Raw genomic sequence first — 16,203 nt, forward strand, 5'->3', positions numbered from 1 at the left:
GGGGCGACTCCTCCCTGGTCCCCGGGGCTCGTCCAGGTCACCGGGCCTCCCGGGTGGCCAGCTGGTCTGCGGACCGGGCGACGCCGAAGGCCGGCGGGACGGGCTGGCTCGCCAGGTGGAGGCGTTCGGCGGTGCGGCGGGGCAGCGGATGGTGTGCGAAGACGCCGTGGACGCGGCCGTCGGCGGCGACGGGCTGGGCGACGAAACGGGCGACGGTCGCCAGCCGGTACGGCTCGCCGCCGTGGCTGTCCAGGATGGCGATCTCGGTGACGCGGCGGGCGCCGTCGGGGAACCGGGTCAGCTGGACGATGACGTCGACGGCGCTGTTGATCTGGTCGTGCAGCGCGACGAACGGCACCTCGACGTCGGACATGGCGGCGAGAGTCTGCAGCCGGGTCAGCGCGTCCTCGGCGCTGTTGGCGTGGACGGTGGCGAGCGAGCCGTCGTGGCCGGTCGACATCGCCTGCAGCATGTCCAGCGACTCGCCGCCGCGGACCTCACCGACGACGATCCGGTCCGGGCGCATCCGCAGCGAGTTGCGCACCAGGTCGCGGATGGTGATGCGGCCGCGGCCCTCCACGTTGGGCGGGCGGGACTCCAGGCGGACCACATGCCGCTGCTGCAACTGGAGTTCGGCGGAGTCCTCGATGGTGATGATGCGCTCGTTCTCGGGGATCAGCCCGGACAGGGCGTTGAGCAGGGTGGTCTTCCCGGTGCCGGTGGCGCCGGAGACGATGATGTTGAACTTCGCCTGCACCAGCGCGGCCAGCAGGAACACCATGTGCTCGTCCAGCGAGCCGAAGGAGATCAGCTCCTGCAGGGTGAAGGTGCGCGGGAACCGGCGGATGGTGAGGGTGGGGCCGGTCAGCGACAGCGGCGGGATGATCACATTGACGCGTTCGCCGGACGGCAGCCGGGCGTCGACCATCGGATGGGACTCGTCGACGCGGCGGTTGACCGTGGAGACGATCCGTTCGATGGTCTGCATCAGCTGGTCGGCGGAGGCGAACCGGATCGGCAGCTGTTCCAGCCGGCCGCCGCGCTCGACGAAGATCGCGTCGGGACCGTTGACCATGATCTCGGTGATGGAGGCGTCCTCCAGCAGCGGTTCGAGGATGCCGAGACCGAGGGCCTCGTCGACCACCCGGCGGATCAACTGCGCCCGCTCCACCGTCGACAGCACCGGGCCCTCACGGCTGATGATGTGCCCGAGGACGCGTTCCAGGCGGGTGCGGCGCTCGGCCGGAGTGAGCGCGCTCATCTCCGCGAGGTCGATCTCCTCCAGCAGCTTGGCCCGGTAGGAGGCCACCAGGTGGCCGTCCTCGCCGCGGCCGGTGCGCTCCTCGGGGGAGCTGATGCGTGCGCGCAGGCTCATCGGTGGCGTCCCCCTTTCAGTGGTCGAGTGGCATGGTGGCGGTCTTGTGGACCTGGCCGAGGTTCCAGCCGGGCACGATCGAGGGGATGGGGACGGCCGCGGTGACGGTGACCTCGCGGCCGCCGTACGCGGCCGGGCAGCTGGTGCCGCCCGCCAGCCCGCTGCTGACCGCCCGGGCGCAGGCCTGCCCGGAGTCCTGGCCGAGGGACGCCGCACGCGCCCCGGCCCGGGCCGCGGTCCCCGCCTGCTGGGCGGCGTAGGCGACCAGACCGATCTGGACCACGGCGACGGCGACCAGCATCAGCACCGGGATGAACCCCAGGTACTCGATGGCGACCTGGCCGCGGTCGCGGTGACGGCGACGGCCTGGCGTCCGCGTGCGGGTGCGGGTGTGGGCGGAGGCGTGGGGCATGCGCGTGCCCGTACGGCACGTGGCCGTGCGCGTGTGGGGCATGCGCGTGCGGGTGTGGGGCATGTCAGTTGGCCTTCCCCTCCTCCACGGCGCCCGCGTGGGCCTTCACCGGGACCGGGAAGCCGATCAGCCCGGGAAGAAGCACGGGAACCTTCAGCTCGACGCGGGCCGTGACGTAACCGGAACCCCGGCCGCCGCAGCTGATCGTGGCGCCGTCCTGCCATGCGCCCGGCAGGTCTTCGCGTCCGGCCTGCTCGCATGCCCCCTGGCCCCCCTCCGCGGTCGCTGCGGCCCGCACCGCCTCGTCGGCAGCATTCCCCGCGAGGGTGTAGGTGTATCCCAGCAGCACGCACTGCCACAGCAGCACCAGCGTGACGAGGATGACGGGCGCCATGCCCAGGAACTCGACGGCGACCTGACCGCGGTCACCGCGCGGGCCGGGGCCGGGATGCGGACCTCGCCGGCTGCCGGCGCCGGGCCGGCCCGTGATGCAGGAACGGCTGCCGGGGTGCGGGCGGCCGTCGGTCCTCGGCCCGCCCTCGGTGGGTAACCGGCGCCGTGCGGGGATCGCCCGCATCGCCCGCATCCTCATCCCCCCGTCCTGCCCCGCCGGCGGAAGCTCACCGCGCCCCGGTCACCGCGCAGCCGGCCCCCGCTCCCGCGGGCGGGTTCCCCCTCGGGCGTCTTGACCAGGCCCAGTTCGCCGGCCAGGGACCACAGGGCCTGTTTGACGGTGCTGCGGTTGTCCAGGTCGTGGATGCGGCCGGAGTCGACGGCGCCCTGGAGTTCCTTGTAGGCGGCCGGGATCGCGGTGGCCGCCAGCGCCGTACCGGTGATCCTCTGCACCAGGGACGGCTGGATCTCCGCACTGCGGGTGAGCCGGTTGACCACGACCGTGGTCTCCTGCGCCTTGCGGATCCGCAGCCGCTCCCACATCCGCACGGTCCGCTTGGCGGCACGGACCGCGACGACGTCCGGCGTGGTCAACAGCAGCGCCGTGTCCGCCGTCTCCACGGCGGCGGCACTGGCCGCGCCGAGCTGGGCGCCGCAGTCGAGGACGACCACGTCGTAACGGGAACGCAGGGCGCCGACGATGTGGCGGGCGGCCCGGTCGGTGACCTCCTCGCCCCGCTCGCCCTCCCCGGGCGCGAGCAGCAGTGCGACGCCGGTGTCGTGCCGGAAGACGGCGTCGGCCAGAACGCGCGGGGAGATGTCGGTGATGGCGGCCAGATCCGCCACCGAACGGCGGAACTGCACGTCCAGGAAGGAGGCGACGTCACCGGACTGCAGGTCCATGTCGACCAGGGCGGCCGCGTGCCCGGAGGCCTGCGCGGCGAGGGCGAGCTGCACGGCGGCGAGGGTGGCGCCCACACCACCCTTGGCGCCGCTGACCGTGACCACCCGGCCGCCGGCCCCGCCGGACGCGTCGCCGCCGTGCCCGAGGTGACGGCGGACGCCCGTGGACCACTGGGCCACCGCCTGCACCCGGCTGGCCAGTTCCTCGTAGCCGAGCGGCAGCGCGACCAGGCCGCGCGCGCCGGAGTCCATGGCGGCCGAGAACAGTCCGGGACCGGCGTCGGAGGTGACCAGGATGACGCCGACCGCCGGGAAGCGCAGCGCCACCTCCCGGATCAGCTCCAGGGCCGGTACCGGGCCGATCCGTTCGTGCACCACCACGACCTCGGGCAGCTCGTCGACGGACTCGGCGGCCAGGTGGGCGAGGGTGTCGACGAGCTGGGTGGAGTCGGTGACCGGCTGGACCGGTTCGGCGTCGGGGAGCCGGCTGAGCAAGGTGGTGAGGGACCGGGCCGCGTCCGCGTCGCCGACGGCCGGGAGGATCCTGGTGGGCATGCGTGCGGGCCTCTCACTTGTCCTTGGCGAGGGTGTAGGTCCGGTCCTGGGCCGGGACGTCGGTGTCGCTGCCGGGCGCCACCAGGGCGAGCCGGACCCGCTGGGCGAAGGACTCGGCGTAGGTGATGCGCTGGGCGTCGACGGTGGACAGCGCGAACGTGATGGGCACGGCCTCGGAGGGCTGACCGCGGTGGTCGGCGTCGGGATCCAGCGCGGTGATCCTGCCGACGTCGATCACCCGGGCGTTCGTAACGATGATCTTGGACTGGTCGGGGTCGCCCTCGCGCTCCCCGGCGAAGGTGGCGTACACGTTGACCGTGGAGCCGGGCGTGATCTTGCCGGCCACGCCCGTGGCCGCGTCGATCATGATGGCGACCTCCTGCTGTCCCGGCTGCAGGGCGGGCCGCGCCACGATCATGTCGCTCTGCAGGAGCGAACCCCGGCGCAGTGTGGTGACCGCGATCTTGCCCCGGATCCCGGAGAGGTCGGTGACGGCGGTCGGCGACAGCCACCGCTTGGGCATCGAGACCTTCTCGAACTGGCTCGCGTCGAGGGTCGTGTAGGGCGCCACGTCGGACTTGAGCCGGTAGGCGGTGACCTCGGGCCCGACCTCGGACTTGACGTCGCTGATGACGGCGAGCACGCCCGCGAAGGCGCCCAGGGCGCAGACGACGGACAGCAGCAGGAGTATCACGCCGCGGCGCTGACGGGAGTTCATGAACCGTACTACCTCGTTCGGGGAAGCGGTCGGGCGAAGTCTCGTTCGGGGAGCGGTCGGAAGCGGTCGGACACGGTCTGGCGGGCGAAGGCCGACCGGCAAACCGGCCCGGGGGCAGGAGGGGGGCCGGTTATCCGGTCGTCGGGGGACTCTCCAGGGCGGGCGCCGGGCCGCCGCGGACGGCGCGGTCACCGGTGGCGTCGTACCCGGGGCCGTAGCCATACCCTCCGTACCCGGAGCCGTTGCCGGCGTACCCGGGGCCGTTGCCGCCGTTTCCGGAGCCGTTGCCGGCGTACCCGGGGCCGTTGCCGCCGTATCCGGAGCCGTTGCCGGCGTACCCGGATCCGTTGCCGGCGTACCCGTCGTCGGCGGGGGCGGCGGAGGCGGCCGCGCGGGCCTGGGCAGCGGTCGCGGGGGCCGGGGCGTCGCCGACGGGGAGGGTGGCGGAGCAGAAGACGCAGCGGTCACCGATGACATCGATGCCACACCAGTGGCACACGCCCTGCCGTACCGAGGCCACCAGCTGGTAGAGCACCGACAGGTCGGGCAGATAGGCGCAGAACTCGACCAGCTTCCCGGTCCCCCACCAGCGGGCCGACTCGGCCGGCAGCGCGGACTCGTGCAGCCCGAGGACCCGCCAGGCCGGGGCGAGAGTGGCGCCCGCCCAGTCGGACTGGAGCCGTCCCCGCGCCACCACCATCCAGGTGCCGAAGTCCGGTCCGCGCAGCACCGCGTCGGGCCCGACCCGCACGAGCTGCGGCTCGGGGTGGGCGACGACGGCGAACTGGGTGCCCGGCACCCAGGACCGGGCGTGCGCCCGCAGCCCGACGGGGACGTGGTCCAGATGGGCGACGGAGGGCAGGACGGCACCGCAGTGGACGTAGTGGGTGAGCAGCCGGCCCGCCGAGGCGAGCACCCCGGGCCCCAGACCGCAGGACGCGAGCTGCCGCAACTGCCGGGCCAGCACGGCGACGCCGAGCGGCGGCAACCGGGGGCGGAACAGGGCGATGCGGTCGCTCTCCAACAGGGACCGGACGGTGTGCAGCCGGCGTACCACCGCGCCGGCCACGCCCGGAGAGGTCACGACGATCACATGCCCGTACTGGTCGAGCAGGCCCTGCATGCCGTCCAGCACCTGCTCCAGCGGCTGCCGGTCGACATCCTGCAGCACGGCGGCGGGGACGGTCCGCTCGTCCTGCGCGGGCAGCGCCATGTCGGCGCTGGTGACAGCGATGACAGTGGACACGCGCGCTCCCCCCGGTCGGACGCCGTCCCGGCGCGCCGACGGTCCTGCGGCGTACCGAGCCGACTTCACTGCGTGACTCCCTCAGCACTGTATCCACGCCTTTGTCCCCGGAGAACAGTGATTCGGCAGCCGGATGACATCTGATGATGCTCAAGTCACGGCAAATCAGGGCAGGCCGATCAAGCGCGACAGACCCGAAAGCGTGAGTGCCGGAGCGCGCGTTGACCACCCCGACCACGACACAGCACGGCACGGCGCGACACGACAGGGTGCGGCGCGGCACGACGCAAACCGGGCAACCATGCCCCAACCACCGCCGCATTCCGAGCACTTCACCGCCACCCCATTGACATCTCAATTGGTCTGGACCAACTTGGTGGGCAACGCGGTGGCCACCGTGCTCCAACACCCCCCACAACCCCACCTCTCCCTGCCCTTCAGCTCCCCTGCCCTCCCTGTCCCCTCACCCCTCCCCCGCTTACTTCCCTCCTCCCGACCACACCCAACCCCCCACGAACACATCCCCCACTCTTTCCCTCACGGAGGCACCAGTGACCTTGGCACCGAGTACGCTCCGGCGCCGTCGCGCATGGGCCGTGGCCGGCGTGGCCGCCCTCGCCCTCTCCTTCGCCGGCACCGGTCAGGCCTCGGCAGCGGGCACCCCCACGTCCGCCCAGCCGGCCGCGGTGACGGCGAGCAGCGCAGCGGACCTGCCCAAGCACGCGGTGACGGGCTACTGGCAGAACTTCAACAACGGCGCCACGGTGCAGAAACTCTCGGACGTGCCGGCCGACTACGACATCATCGCGGTGGCCTTCGCCGACGCCACGACCACGCCCGGCGCGGTTGCCTTCAACCTGGACTCCGCCGGCCTGGGCGGCTACACCGTCGACCAGTTCAAGGCCGACATCGCGGCCAAGCAGGCGGCCGGCAAGAAGGTCATCATCTCGGTCGGCGGCCAGAACGGCACGATCTCGGTGAACGACGACGCCTCGGCGCAGGCCTTCGCCGACTCGGTGTACGGCCTGATGCAGGAGTACGGCTTCGACGGCGTCGACATCGACCTCGAGAACGGCATCAACGCCACCTACATGACCAAGGCGCTGCGCTCCCTGTCGGACAAGGCCGGCCCCTCCCTGGTCATCACGATGGCTCCGCAGACCATCGACATGCAGACGCCCTCGGCCGGTTATTTCCAGACCGCGCTGAACATCAAGGACATCCTCACGGTCGTCAACACCCAGTACTACAACTCCGGCACGATGCTGGGCTGCGACGGCCAGGTCTACGCCCAGGGGTCGGTCGACTTCCTGACGGCCCTGGCCTGCATCCAGCTGGAGAACGGCCTCGCCCCGTCCCAGGTGGGCCTCGGCGTCCCCGCCTCTCCCAGTGCAGCGGGCAGCGGCTACGTCTCCCCGTCGGTCGTGAACGACGCCCTCGACTGCCTCACCCAGGGCACCAACTGCGGCAGCTTCAAGCCCTCGAAGACCTATCCCGACCTGCGCGGCGCGATGACCTGGTCCGCCAACTGGGACGCCTCCGCAGGCAACACCTGGGTGAACGAGGTCGGCCCCCACGTGCACGCCCTGCCGTGACAGGACGGTCGTGAGCACGTGACCCGAACCGTGGACCACTGACCACGGCAACGGCCCCGGAGCCGGGAGGAACGGCTCCGGGGCCGTTGTTGTGGGTGCGCTGCGGCTGCCTGCGGCCAGGGTGCACGCGTCCGGCACCTTCGCCCCGTCGTGATTGCGCGACACGATGGTGGCTCCGGTTCCAGTCGGCTCTCAGGTGAGCAGAGCCGACGCGCCGTGCCGCTGCGGGCTGTCAGGCCCTCGGGGCTTCCCACGTCCTCCATGCAGACCTCACCAGCGGCCTCACCGCACCCACCGCCGCAACGCTCCGTCGACCGACTGACGCCGGGCTCACAGGCATCCGTCCACCGTCCTTGCTCTGCACCCCGGACCTGGATCAGCAAGGGGCCGTCCTCCATCGGCACGCGGGGTACGCACTCATCGGGGGAACCGCCCTCTTCATGGCCGCAGCGATCAGCGAAGGGGTCGATGCGGCGCGTGCCCGCTTCCGGCGCTACGCGGACGCCCTCTCCGCCCGCCACACCCCTCTGTCGGCCATCGCCTCGGCCTACCCACCCACACATCACGCCTGGTCAGGTCGTGCCGCCGTCGATCCGGCCAGTTCAATGGCTCGGCAGCTGAAACGACTGCCCGCTACCTGAGCCCAGACCCGCTGGGCTTGGCGCCCGCGCCCAACCCGACCACCTACGTCCACAACCCTTATCTCTTCACCGACTCACTCGGCCTCGCACCCGACGGTGCCCCGAGTTGGTGTTGTCCCAAGACGCACAGAGAGCGATCGAGAAGTTCGAGAACATAAGACGCGACCCCGTGGGTATCGTGAACAGAGACCCGCGCCACAATCACACTCGATCGGCCATCGTTAGGAAATGAGGCGTTTCCTATGCTTTCCCAGGGTATCGACAAAACAAAGACGATCGAGGAATTGGAGGGGAACCGCTGGCCAGACCCCCCAAGTGACGCTACATACCTTGTTCAAAGTGTCCATGAACTACGACGACGACCGATCGAGGACTTGGGAGTGGACGGCCTCCGTCGCTTGATCACACAGAACGTCGGTCTCCGTTGGCTCCTGCCTGTCGCCCTGGACCATCTCCGCGAAACAGCCCCCATCGAGGCTGAATCAGGTTTTTACGACGACGACCTGCTGCACGCGGTACTGACACGCACCGAGGAGATATGGCGCAATTCGCCCCACCTCGCCCACCATCTTGATGAGACAATCAATCTCCTTACGGATATTTTGCCGGACATGCAGCGCCTGATAGCAGAGTGGCGAGCACCCTTGTCCGACATGCTGGGACTTCCCTGAGCACCTGGATGCCCCTACCACAAGTGCTTTCAACTCTCCTCATTGAAATACTCGAGGATGACCGACTTTTTCCGACAGTACGGTTCCCACTTGGTACGAAGCAGGCTTCTTCCGCTGAATGGCGGAGAAGGGCACGTGCAAGGCTGCCGACCGTCAGTGGCATGACACCCATGGTGATCACCTCGTGCCCGTCGCGCTCCAGCCGCCTGCTGCGAGGTACCGAAGGCGATGTCCTTTGCACCGCCCCGCCGCAAGAGGGACCGACCGCGTGATGCCCACACGCCTGGCATGCAGAGAGGTTGCATCCGTGGGGGTACAAAGAGCAGGCCCGGTGGCCCTCACCTGGGACCACCAAGGCCTACGCCCCATATCCCAGACCGAACGCCCGCTGCCCGCCGCCGACGCCTCACAAGAGGAGATCGACTCCCGATTCTTCGCCATCGTCACCGACCTGGTCGGCACACCCACCGAGTTGGTGGACGAACACGGCAACCTCGCATGGCGCGCCCGGTCCACCCTGTGGGGCACGACCGCCTGGACAGCGAACAGCAGCGCATACACACCGCTACGCTTCCCGGGCCAGTACTACGACCCGGAGACGGGGCTCCATTACAACTTCTTCCGGCATTATGATCCGGAAACTGCCCGCTACCTGAGCCCAGACCCGCTTGGACTGTCGCCCGCACCCAACCCCGTCACCTACGTCAGCAATCCGCATACTTGGACCGATCCATGGGGTCTTGCTCCAGGCTGCTTGAATAAAATGGGGGAAAAAGGAAAGGACTCTCACGGCAACGTCATGTCCGGATCCGCAGAGGGACAGAAACTTGCGGATCGTCTACGCCAAGAGCCGGCAGAAGCCTTGTTCGACGAGCATGGATGGGTTACACCACAGGCCATAGCAGAAGAAGCTAAGGAAATCATCAACGGGGTGCACATCAAGAATGGAGCTGTGTGCCGTATGATGACTGAGGACGGAAGCAGACTGGCAGATTGGAGCAGGCATGTAACACGTACCCACCAGTCACCCTCCGGCGAATTCCATGTTCACTTCTACTACAACAAAGTAACGGGCAAAATCTTGCCCTTCGACTACAAGATTACTTTCAAGGCAAACTGATATCATGCGCGTTCAATGTAGCCCGCAGGGTCTAGCAGCTTATTCGCACATCCCCGGAAACTCGTTCCTAAAAGAGGGTAAAGAATATGTAGTCCTTGAGGTATTCAGCCCTTACAACCGTCCCGCAGAATTCCGCCTCGAGCCAATCGAAGGCGAAGAGCCGGCCTTGTTCGACTGCAGATTCTTCACTGTGACCTCGTCAAGCATTCCACCCACATGGCGGTACTTCCTGCTAGAAGGCGGCTCCTTCTTCCTCTGCCCAGAACCGTGGAGAAGAATAGGGTTTTGGGAAGATTTCTATGACCACGTCCCCGAGGCCGTCAGGACTTACAACTCGGAGAAAAGGAGCATCTTGGCCTACTCGTGAAATGGCGTAGCCGCTTCAGCTGAGGGCTGTCCCGTAACTGCTGGTCAGGGTGAGATGATCATGTCGTGGCTCGTGTGATCACGGCGTCGGAGCCTTCCTGGACAGCCCCGTTCACCGGGCTGAGCCCGCGGCAGTCCGGCAAGCTGATCGCCGCGCTCGGCGCGAAGGTGCGGACCCGGTGCGCAAGGGCCGGCCCTGGAGCCTGCCGGTGGAGGACCGCGTGCTCCTGGTCGCCGCGTACTGGCGCACGAACCTCACCCTGCGGCACCTGGCCCCGCTGTTCGGGGTGTCCAAGTCGGCCGCGGACCGCATCATCGACGACGTCGCACCCTCACTCGCGCTGCAGCAGCGCAAGAGGTTCCGCAAGAACACCGTGCTGATCGTGGACGGCACCCTGATCCCCACCAACCGTTCGCACCGCAAGGTCCGCACCCGCGTCGAGCACGCCTGCGCCCGCATGAAGAGCTGGAAGATCCTCCGCGACTGCCGCCTCAAAGGCGACGGCGTCCACCATGCGACGCTCGGCGTCGCCCGCCTCCACAACCTCACCCTCGCAGCATGACCGGGAAACAACGCTGGCCAACCAGCCTGCCGTAGATCATTTACGGGACAGCCCTTAGCTCGGGGGACGGCGGGTTCGCCGCGACCCCGGCTCCGTTTGATCAGGTTGTTCGTGATGCGGGTATCTGCGTGGAGGGCTTACTCGGATCGGCACTCGGTGCGGCGGGGCGGGCAGCCCGCCAGCCACTGCACATAGAGGGCGGGCAGTGCGTGGACGCGCGCGCCTGTGGGTGGGTCCGGGCTCGGCATCGGAGCACGACGGCGGCGTGCCGTCACGGCACGGGCAGGAACTGCACGATCTTGCCGACCTCCCTGTGGTCGGATTGCCGATCCGGCTGCGCCGGGCGCCAGGAGCCAGGTGAGGGAGACCACCACCGGACAGGGAAGTTGATTATGGAGCCGTAGGTGATGACCAACATGAAACCTCTGGTGTCACAGGACAGCTTGTGGGAGAGAACCGTCCTGTCAGAGGCTTGACGTCTGCCCACTCAGTGGTATGCAGACCTCGCTGATCACCCTGCGCCATCGCGTGTCGGTCCGCTGCAAGGCAGCGAATCAGATGGTGGCCGGCAACATCTCCCCCGCACGAGGGGCAGGGAGCCTCCCGGGATGTCCTGGTGCCCGCAGAACCGGCTGGCCGCAGGCCTCGAACGGGGTGAGCACAGCCCTTGAGCCAGGAAGGCCGACGCACCCCGTTCGACCGTGCGCGTGTTCCGGCTCCCGTGCCTTCAGGGCGCCGGGCAGCATGTCAGTTCGTCGACGCGGCGGACTGCTTCGAGTCCTGCGACGGTTCGGAGCGGTCCTTGTCCGCGTCGTCGGCCGCGGCCTCGTTCGCGTGCGGGGCAGCCGGGGCCTCCGTCGACTTGCCGTCCCGGTCCTCACCGGTCTTTCGGTCGGCCTCGGCCTTCCCGCTCGCCTCGGCCTTCTTGTCCGCCTCAGCCGACTGCTCCCCCTCGGCCCCCTGCTCCGCCTCGCCCTCGCCGTCGTCGAAGTAGGCGTCCAGGACCGCGTCGAGCTGGGTGTCCCACTCCTTGACGCGGGCCTTGGAGGGGGCGTCGATCTCGATGGGGTACCAGCGGCGTTCGGGGGTGTGGACCGTGACCGTGTAGCGCTTGCCGAAGCGAGGGACGGTCGTCTCCACCGCGCCGATCTCGTCCCAGCGGAAGTCGCACTCCTGGTCGTCCAGAGACAGGCGGATGCCCTGGTGGTCGGCGACGATGCGGGCGCGGCGGTCGGCGGCCTCGAAGAGGGGGCCGTCGGGGGACTGGTCGTCCGACGGGTCCTCGGCCGTCGGCTTCTCGTCCGTCTCGTCCGCCGTCGCCTCACCCGCTGACGCGTCGTCCGCCGTCTGCCCGGCCGTCGTGGCGGCGTCGGTGGTGTCCGTGTCGGCTGCCTCGGGAGCCTTGGCCTGCGGCTGCTCGTCCTGCTCCTGCGGATCCGCGTCCTCGGGGGCCGTGGCTTGTGGTTCCTCCCGGCGCGGAGGCGTGATGCCGGGGATGAACGCCGGGTCGAATCCGGCGCCGGTCACCGGTTCGGTCTTCAGGGGCTGGCTGCTCGTACCTGTGCGCTGCTCCACAGCGGGAAGTATGGTCGACGATCCTGTGGCACACGCGGCCAGCCCCTGGTTCGTTATCAGAATCAGATCACCGCAGTGGAGCAGTGCGTCGGTCGTTGCATCGGATCAAGTGCACCGGATCGGCTGTCAGTGCACGAAGAAGCTCAGGACCAGCGCCACCAGGAAGCCCGCCAAGGACAGCACGCTCTCCAGCACGGTCCAGGTCTTCAGGGTGTCCCGTTCGCTGATGCCGAAGTACTTGGCCACCATCCAGAAGCCGCCGTCGTTGACGTGCGAGGCGAAGATGGAGCCGGCGGAGACGGCCATGATGACGAGGGCGACGAAGGCCTGGGAGTGGTGGCCCTCGGCGAGGAGCGGGGCGACGATGCCGGCGGTGGTCACGATCGCGACCGTCGCGGAGCCCTGGGCGACCCGGAGCACCAGGGAGATCAGGTAGGAGAGGACGATCACCGGCAGGCCCACGCCGTGGAAGGTGTCGGACAGGGCCTGGGCTACTCCGCTGGCCTTGAGCACGGCGCCGAAGATGCCGCCGGCGCCCACCACCAGGAGGATGTTGCCGACCGGTTTCAGGGACGAGGTCGAGACCGCCTCCAGGGACGTGCGGGACCAGCCGCGGCGGATGCCGAGCAGGTAGTACGCCAGGAGCAGGGCGAGGGTCAGCGCTACGAAGGGGTTGCCGAGGAACTCGAGGACCGAGCGGCCGGTGGACGGGTCGAGTGCGATGGAGGAGAAGGTGGCCGCCAGGATCAGCACCAGCGGGGTGCCGATGATGCCGAGGACGACGCCGAGCGAGACCGGCTTCTCCTGGGTCCGCACGCCCGCGGCGCGCTGTTCGGCGAGGACCGCGCGCCGGGACTCCTCCGCCGCCTCGACCATGTCCTGCGGCACCTCGACGAAGACCCGTGCGCCGATCCACGCGGAGTACGCCCAGGCGGCCAGGACCGCCGGGATGCCGCAGGCCAGGCCCATGAGGATGATCCAGCCGAGCTGGACGTGCAGCAGGCCCGCCGCGGCGACGGGGCCGGGGTGCGGGGGCAGGAAGGCGTGCGTCATGGACAGGCCGGCCAGCATCGGCAGGCAGTAGAGGACGACGGACCTGCCGGAGCGTTTGGCGGCGGCGTAGACGAGGGGCGCGAGCACGAAGATGCCCACGTCGAAGAAGACCGGGATGCCGAAGATGAGGCCGGTCAGGCCCATGGCGAGGGGGGCGCGGCGTTCACCGAAGAGGGTGAGCAGGCGGGTGGCCAGGACCTCGGCGCCGCCGCTGATCTCCAGGATGGAGCCGAGCATGGTGCCCAGGCCGATGATGATGGCGATGTGGCCGAGGGTGCCGCCCATGCCGGACTCGATGGTGGAGACGGCGTCGGAGCGCTGGACGGTGCCGAAGAGTTCGGTGACGGACAGTCCGGCGAGCAGGCCGACGGCTATGGAGACGGCGAGCAGCGCGACGAACGGCTGGAGGCGCGCCTTGATGATGAGGAACAGCAGCAGGGCGATGCCGAGGGCGGCGATCAGCAGCAGGCCGGGGGTGCCGTCGACGAGGAGGAGCAGGCCTCCGGTGTGCGGGGGCGCCGGTGCGGCCGCCGTGGTGAGGGCGTGGGACATACGGGGGTCCTCGGGCTGAGTGCATGCGGGGAAAGGGAGGTGGGGGGTGGGCCCCGGGCCGGGCGGGTGTCGGGTGTCCGGACAGGGGGCAGCGCGGCGCGGCGCCCGAGGGGTGGTGAGCGCCGCGCCGTACGGCGGTGCGGTGGTTACAGGTGAAGGGGTGAGGGCGCGTCAGCCGAGGACGGCGAGCGCGTCGATCTCGATGAGCAGGCCCGGGGGCAGACCGACGTAGACGGTGGTGCGCGCGGCGGGCGGCTGGGTGAGGTTCTGCTCCTCGAAGTAGGCGTTGTAGATCTCGTTCATCTCGGCGAAGTGGTCCACGTCGGTGAGGTAGACGCGGATCATCATCACGTCGTCCCAGGTGGCGCCGCCTTCTTCGAGGATGGCCTGGACGTTGGCGAGGGCCTGGAGGGTCTGCTCGCGCAGGGTCGGGCCGGCGGGCGTCGGGGGCTTGCCCTCCTCGTGGGGCAGGAAGCCGACCTGGCCGGCGACCTGGAGGATGGTGCCCTTCTTCACCCCGTGGGAGAACTTCGCCGGTGGGACGGTGTGGGTCTTCGGAGTGAGTGCGATCTTCTCGGTCATGCGGTGTCCTTCGTGGGGTCCGTCACGGGGGTTCTTCCGGAGTACTCGTCGCTGATGGCGTCCGCGGTGCGGCGCACCAGCGGGAGCAGGGTGAGGAGTTCGTCGGCGGTGACGACGACGTTCGGTGCGGAGACCGACATCGCGGCGACCACCCGGCCGTCGGCGCCGCGGATGGGGGCGGCGACGCAGTTGATGGATTCCTCGAAGCCGCCGAGGTCGGTGGCCCAGCCCTGTTCGCGCACGGTGGCCAGTTCCTTGAGGAAGGCGGCGGCGTCGGGGGTGGAGCGGGCCGTGTAGAGGGGGTAGTCGAGGCTTTCGGCGACGGCGCGGCGTTCGGGTTCGGGCAGGTCGGCCAGGAGGAGTTTGGCGACGGCGGCGACGGTGATGGCGACGGGTTTGCCGATCCGTGAGTACATGCGCACCGGGTAGCGGCTGTCGACCTTGTCGATGTAGAGGACCTCGCCTTCCTCGTACACCGCCAGGTGCACGGTGTGTCCGCAGGTTTCGTTGAGGCGGACGAGGTGGGGGTGGGCGATCTCGCGGACGTCGAGGTTCTCCATCGCCTCCTGGGCGAGGGCGAACAGGCGGGCGCCGAGGCGGTAGCGCTGGTCGGACTGGCGGTAGACCAGGCCGTGGTCGTGCAGGGTGCGCAGCAGGCGCAGGGCGGTGGACTTGTGCACGCCGAGCCGGTCGGCGACCTGTCCGAGGTCGGCGGGTCCCTCGGCGAGCAGCGGCAGGATGCTCAGGGCGCGGTCGACGGTCTGGCTCATGGTGTACGTCCCTCCTTCTCGGCCCCGTCCGCGGTGGCGGTGGTCCAGCCGGGGCCGAGTCGCAGTCTCTCCCACGCCTGCTCGTCGAGGGCGCACAGCCGGTCGGCCAGGTCGCGGGCGGGGGGCGGGGCGAGGTCGCCGGGGACGGTGAGCGCGGCGGCGGCCGTGAGGTGGCCGTGGCGCAGCCGGTCGCGCGGAGGCAGGCCGCGCAGGGCGGCGGAGAGGTAGCCGGCGGCGAAGGCGTCGCCGGCGCCGACGTGGGCGACGACGTCGACGGCCGGGGCGGGGACGTGGGTGGCGGCGTGCTCCTGGGGACGGCCGGCGCGCAGCTCGTAGACGGTGGCGCCGGCGGCGCCGTGTTTGACGACGACGGTGTGCGGTCCGGTCAGCTCCCGCAGCAGGGCCCGGTCGTCGTCCAGGCCCCAGGCGGCGCGGGCCTCGTCGTCGCCGACGAACACCAGGTCGGCGCGGCGGGCCAGTTCCAGCAGCACCTCGGGGTTCTTGCCGCGGCGCCACAGGGTGGGACGGAAGTTGACGTCGAAGGAGACGAGCGGCCGGCCGGGGCGGGGGGCGGTCAGGTCGCGCAGCAGGTCCCGGCAGCCGTCGGAGAGGGCGGCGGTGATGCCGGTCAGGTGCAGGACACGGCAGGCGTGCAGGGCCCGGTGGTCGACGGTGCCGGTGTCCATGGCGGAGGCGGCGGAGCCGGCGCGGTAGTAGGCGACCTCGTGGGCGTCGCCGGCGCGGTCGCCGGCGGAGCGGAAGTAGATGCCGGTGGGGCGGTCGGGGTCGCGGCCGACGAAGCGGACGTCGACGCCGTGGCCGGCGATGGTCTCCACGAGGTGGTCGCCGAAGCCGTCCGTGCCGACCCGGCTCACCCAGCGGGTGCTGTGTCCGGCGGCGGCCAGGGTGCACAGGACGTTGCTCTCGGCGCCGCCGATGGCCCGGTCGAAGGACGGCACGTCGGCGAGGCGGCCGGGGCGGGTGGGCAGGAACGTGACCATGGACTCGCCGAGCGCGGCGACGTCGACGGCCTGGACGCCGTCGGGGCCGGTGCCGGGTCCGGTGGTGGTCACGGTCACGTTGCTCGGGGCTCCTCGGTGGTGGGTGCGGGGT

At 69.9% G+C, this 16,203-nt stretch carries 12 protein-coding genes and 4 pseudogenes; 5 read left to right on the top strand and 11 right to left on the bottom strand.

Features of this window, described 5'->3' with window-relative positions; translation table 11 throughout:
* Nucleotides 1-37: 37 nt before the first annotated feature.
* The 6 genes and pseudogenes from OG899_RS09125 to OG899_RS09150 all read right to left on the bottom strand — a co-directional run.
* Nucleotides 38-1,375, bottom strand: coding sequence for a CpaF family protein (locus OG899_RS09125; protein WP_168131880.1), 1,338 nt, complete (start codon nucleotides 1,373-1,375; stop codon nucleotides 38-40).
* A 16-nt stretch (nucleotides 1,376-1,391) separates the two neighbouring features.
* Complete coding sequence (locus OG899_RS09130) at nucleotides 1,392-1,787, bottom strand: TadE/TadG family type IV pilus assembly protein (protein ID WP_125500668.1); 396 nt, start codon at nucleotides 1,785-1,787, stop codon at nucleotides 1,392-1,394.
* A gap of 64 nt (nucleotides 1,788-1,851) precedes the next feature.
* Nucleotides 1,852-2,181 (bottom strand): pilus assembly protein, encoded by a 330-nt coding sequence (locus OG899_RS09135; protein ID WP_229814505.1) that lies wholly within the window; start codon nucleotides 2,179-2,181, stop codon nucleotides 1,852-1,854.
* Between the two features lie 194 nt (nucleotides 2,182-2,375).
* Nucleotides 2,376-3,638: an AAA family ATPase gene (locus OG899_RS09140; protein ID WP_125500666.1), complete on the bottom strand. Its 1,263-nt coding sequence runs from the start codon at nucleotides 3,636-3,638 to the stop codon at nucleotides 2,376-2,378.
* A gap of 13 nt (nucleotides 3,639-3,651) precedes the next feature.
* On the bottom strand, nucleotides 3,652-4,356 hold the full coding sequence (gene cpaB / locus OG899_RS09145) for a Flp pilus assembly protein CpaB (RefSeq protein ID WP_168131882.1): 705 nt from the start codon (nucleotides 4,354-4,356) through the stop codon (nucleotides 3,652-3,654).
* Between the two features lie 406 nt (nucleotides 4,357-4,762).
* Nucleotides 4,763-5,569, bottom strand: a pseudogene (locus OG899_RS09150) (hypothetical protein); the annotation flags it as partial.
* A gap of 638 nt (nucleotides 5,570-6,207) precedes the next feature.
* Between OG899_RS09150 and OG899_RS09155 the strand changes: the two are divergent.
* The 5 genes and pseudogenes from OG899_RS09155 to OG899_RS09175 form a co-directional block, all read left to right on the top strand.
* Nucleotides 6,208-7,197 (top strand): annotated as a pseudogene (locus OG899_RS09155) (chitinase); the annotation flags it as partial.
* A gap of 750 nt (nucleotides 7,198-7,947) precedes the next feature.
* The gene (locus tag OG899_RS09160; protein WP_373296083.1) at nucleotides 7,948-8,070 is read left to right on the top strand and encodes a polymorphic toxin type 28 domain-containing protein; all 123 of its coding nucleotides are present in this window, start codon (nucleotides 7,948-7,950) and stop codon (nucleotides 8,068-8,070) included.
* A 10-nt stretch (nucleotides 8,071-8,080) separates the two neighbouring features.
* Nucleotides 8,081-8,509, top strand: a complete 429-nt coding sequence (locus tag OG899_RS09165; protein WP_189428216.1) for a contact-dependent growth inhibition system immunity protein — start codon at nucleotides 8,081-8,083, stop codon at nucleotides 8,507-8,509.
* A gap of 328 nt (nucleotides 8,510-8,837) precedes the next feature.
* Nucleotides 8,838-9,257 (top strand): annotated as a pseudogene (locus tag OG899_RS09170) (RHS repeat-associated core domain-containing protein); the annotation flags it as partial.
* A gap of 804 nt (nucleotides 9,258-10,061) precedes the next feature.
* Nucleotides 10,062-10,558: pseudogene (locus OG899_RS09175) on the top strand (transposase family protein).
* A gap of 747 nt (nucleotides 10,559-11,305) precedes the next feature.
* Here the strand turns inward: OG899_RS09175 and OG899_RS09180 are convergent.
* From OG899_RS09180 to OG899_RS09200, 5 genes are all read right to left on the bottom strand, one after another.
* On the bottom strand, nucleotides 11,306-12,133 hold the full coding sequence (locus OG899_RS09180; RefSeq protein ID WP_168131885.1) for a hypothetical protein: 828 nt from the start codon (nucleotides 12,131-12,133) through the stop codon (nucleotides 11,306-11,308).
* A 126-nt stretch (nucleotides 12,134-12,259) separates the two neighbouring features.
* A complete protein-coding gene (locus OG899_RS09185) occupies nucleotides 12,260-13,738 on the bottom strand; it encodes a GntP family permease (protein WP_125500770.1) in 1,479 nt (492 codons plus the stop codon).
* A 171-nt stretch (nucleotides 13,739-13,909) separates the two neighbouring features.
* Nucleotides 13,910-14,320 (bottom strand): RidA family protein, encoded by a 411-nt coding sequence (locus OG899_RS09190; protein WP_125500128.1) that lies wholly within the window; start codon nucleotides 14,318-14,320, stop codon nucleotides 13,910-13,912.
* Complete coding sequence (locus OG899_RS09195; protein WP_125500127.1) at nucleotides 14,317-15,090, bottom strand: IclR family transcriptional regulator; 774 nt, start codon at nucleotides 15,088-15,090, stop codon at nucleotides 14,317-14,319. Before OG899_RS09195 ends, OG899_RS09190 begins: the two co-directional genes overlap by 4 nt.
* A complete protein-coding gene (locus tag OG899_RS09200; RefSeq protein ID WP_189428224.1) occupies nucleotides 15,087-16,163 on the bottom strand; it encodes a sugar kinase in 1,077 nt (358 codons plus the stop codon). The genes OG899_RS09195 and OG899_RS09200 overlap by 4 nt, the downstream gene beginning before the upstream one ends.
* Between the last annotated feature and the right edge of the window lie 40 nt (nucleotides 16,164-16,203).

Source organism: Streptomyces thermoviolaceus (assembly GCF_045209695.1).
In the GTDB taxonomy this organism is placed as follows: domain Bacteria; phylum Actinomycetota; class Actinomycetes; order Streptomycetales; family Streptomycetaceae; genus Streptomyces; species Streptomyces thermoviolaceus.

Excerpts from the sequence above, each read along its gene's own strand:
- OG899_RS09125 (WP_168131880.1), bottom strand. The coding sequence starts at position 1,375 with ATGAGCCTGCGCGCACGCATCAGCTCCCCCGAGGAGCGCACCGGCCGC.
- OG899_RS09130 (WP_125500668.1), bottom strand. The coding sequence starts at position 1,787 with ATGCCCCACGCCTCCGCCCACACCCGCACCCGCACGCGGACGCCAGGC.
- OG899_RS09135 (WP_229814505.1), bottom strand. The coding sequence starts at position 2,181 with ATGGCGCCCGTCATCCTCGTCACGCTGGTGCTGCTGTGGCAGTGCGTG.
- OG899_RS09140 (WP_125500666.1), bottom strand. The coding sequence starts at position 3,638 with ATGCCCACCAGGATCCTCCCGGCCGTCGGCGACGCGGACGCGGCCCGG.
- cpaB (WP_168131882.1), bottom strand. The coding sequence starts at position 4,356 with ATGAACTCCCGTCAGCGCCGCGGCGTGATACTCCTGCTGCTGTCCGTC.
- OG899_RS09165 (WP_189428216.1), top strand. The coding sequence starts at position 8,081 with ATGCTTTCCCAGGGTATCGACAAAACAAAGACGATCGAGGAATTGGAG.
- OG899_RS09185 (WP_125500770.1), bottom strand. The coding sequence starts at position 13,738 with ATGTCCCACGCCCTCACCACGGCGGCCGCACCGGCGCCCCCGCACACC.
- OG899_RS09190 (WP_125500128.1), bottom strand. The coding sequence starts at position 14,320 with ATGACCGAGAAGATCGCACTCACTCCGAAGACCCACACCGTCCCACCG.
- OG899_RS09195 (WP_125500127.1), bottom strand. The coding sequence starts at position 15,090 with ATGAGCCAGACCGTCGACCGCGCCCTGAGCATCCTGCCGCTGCTCGCC.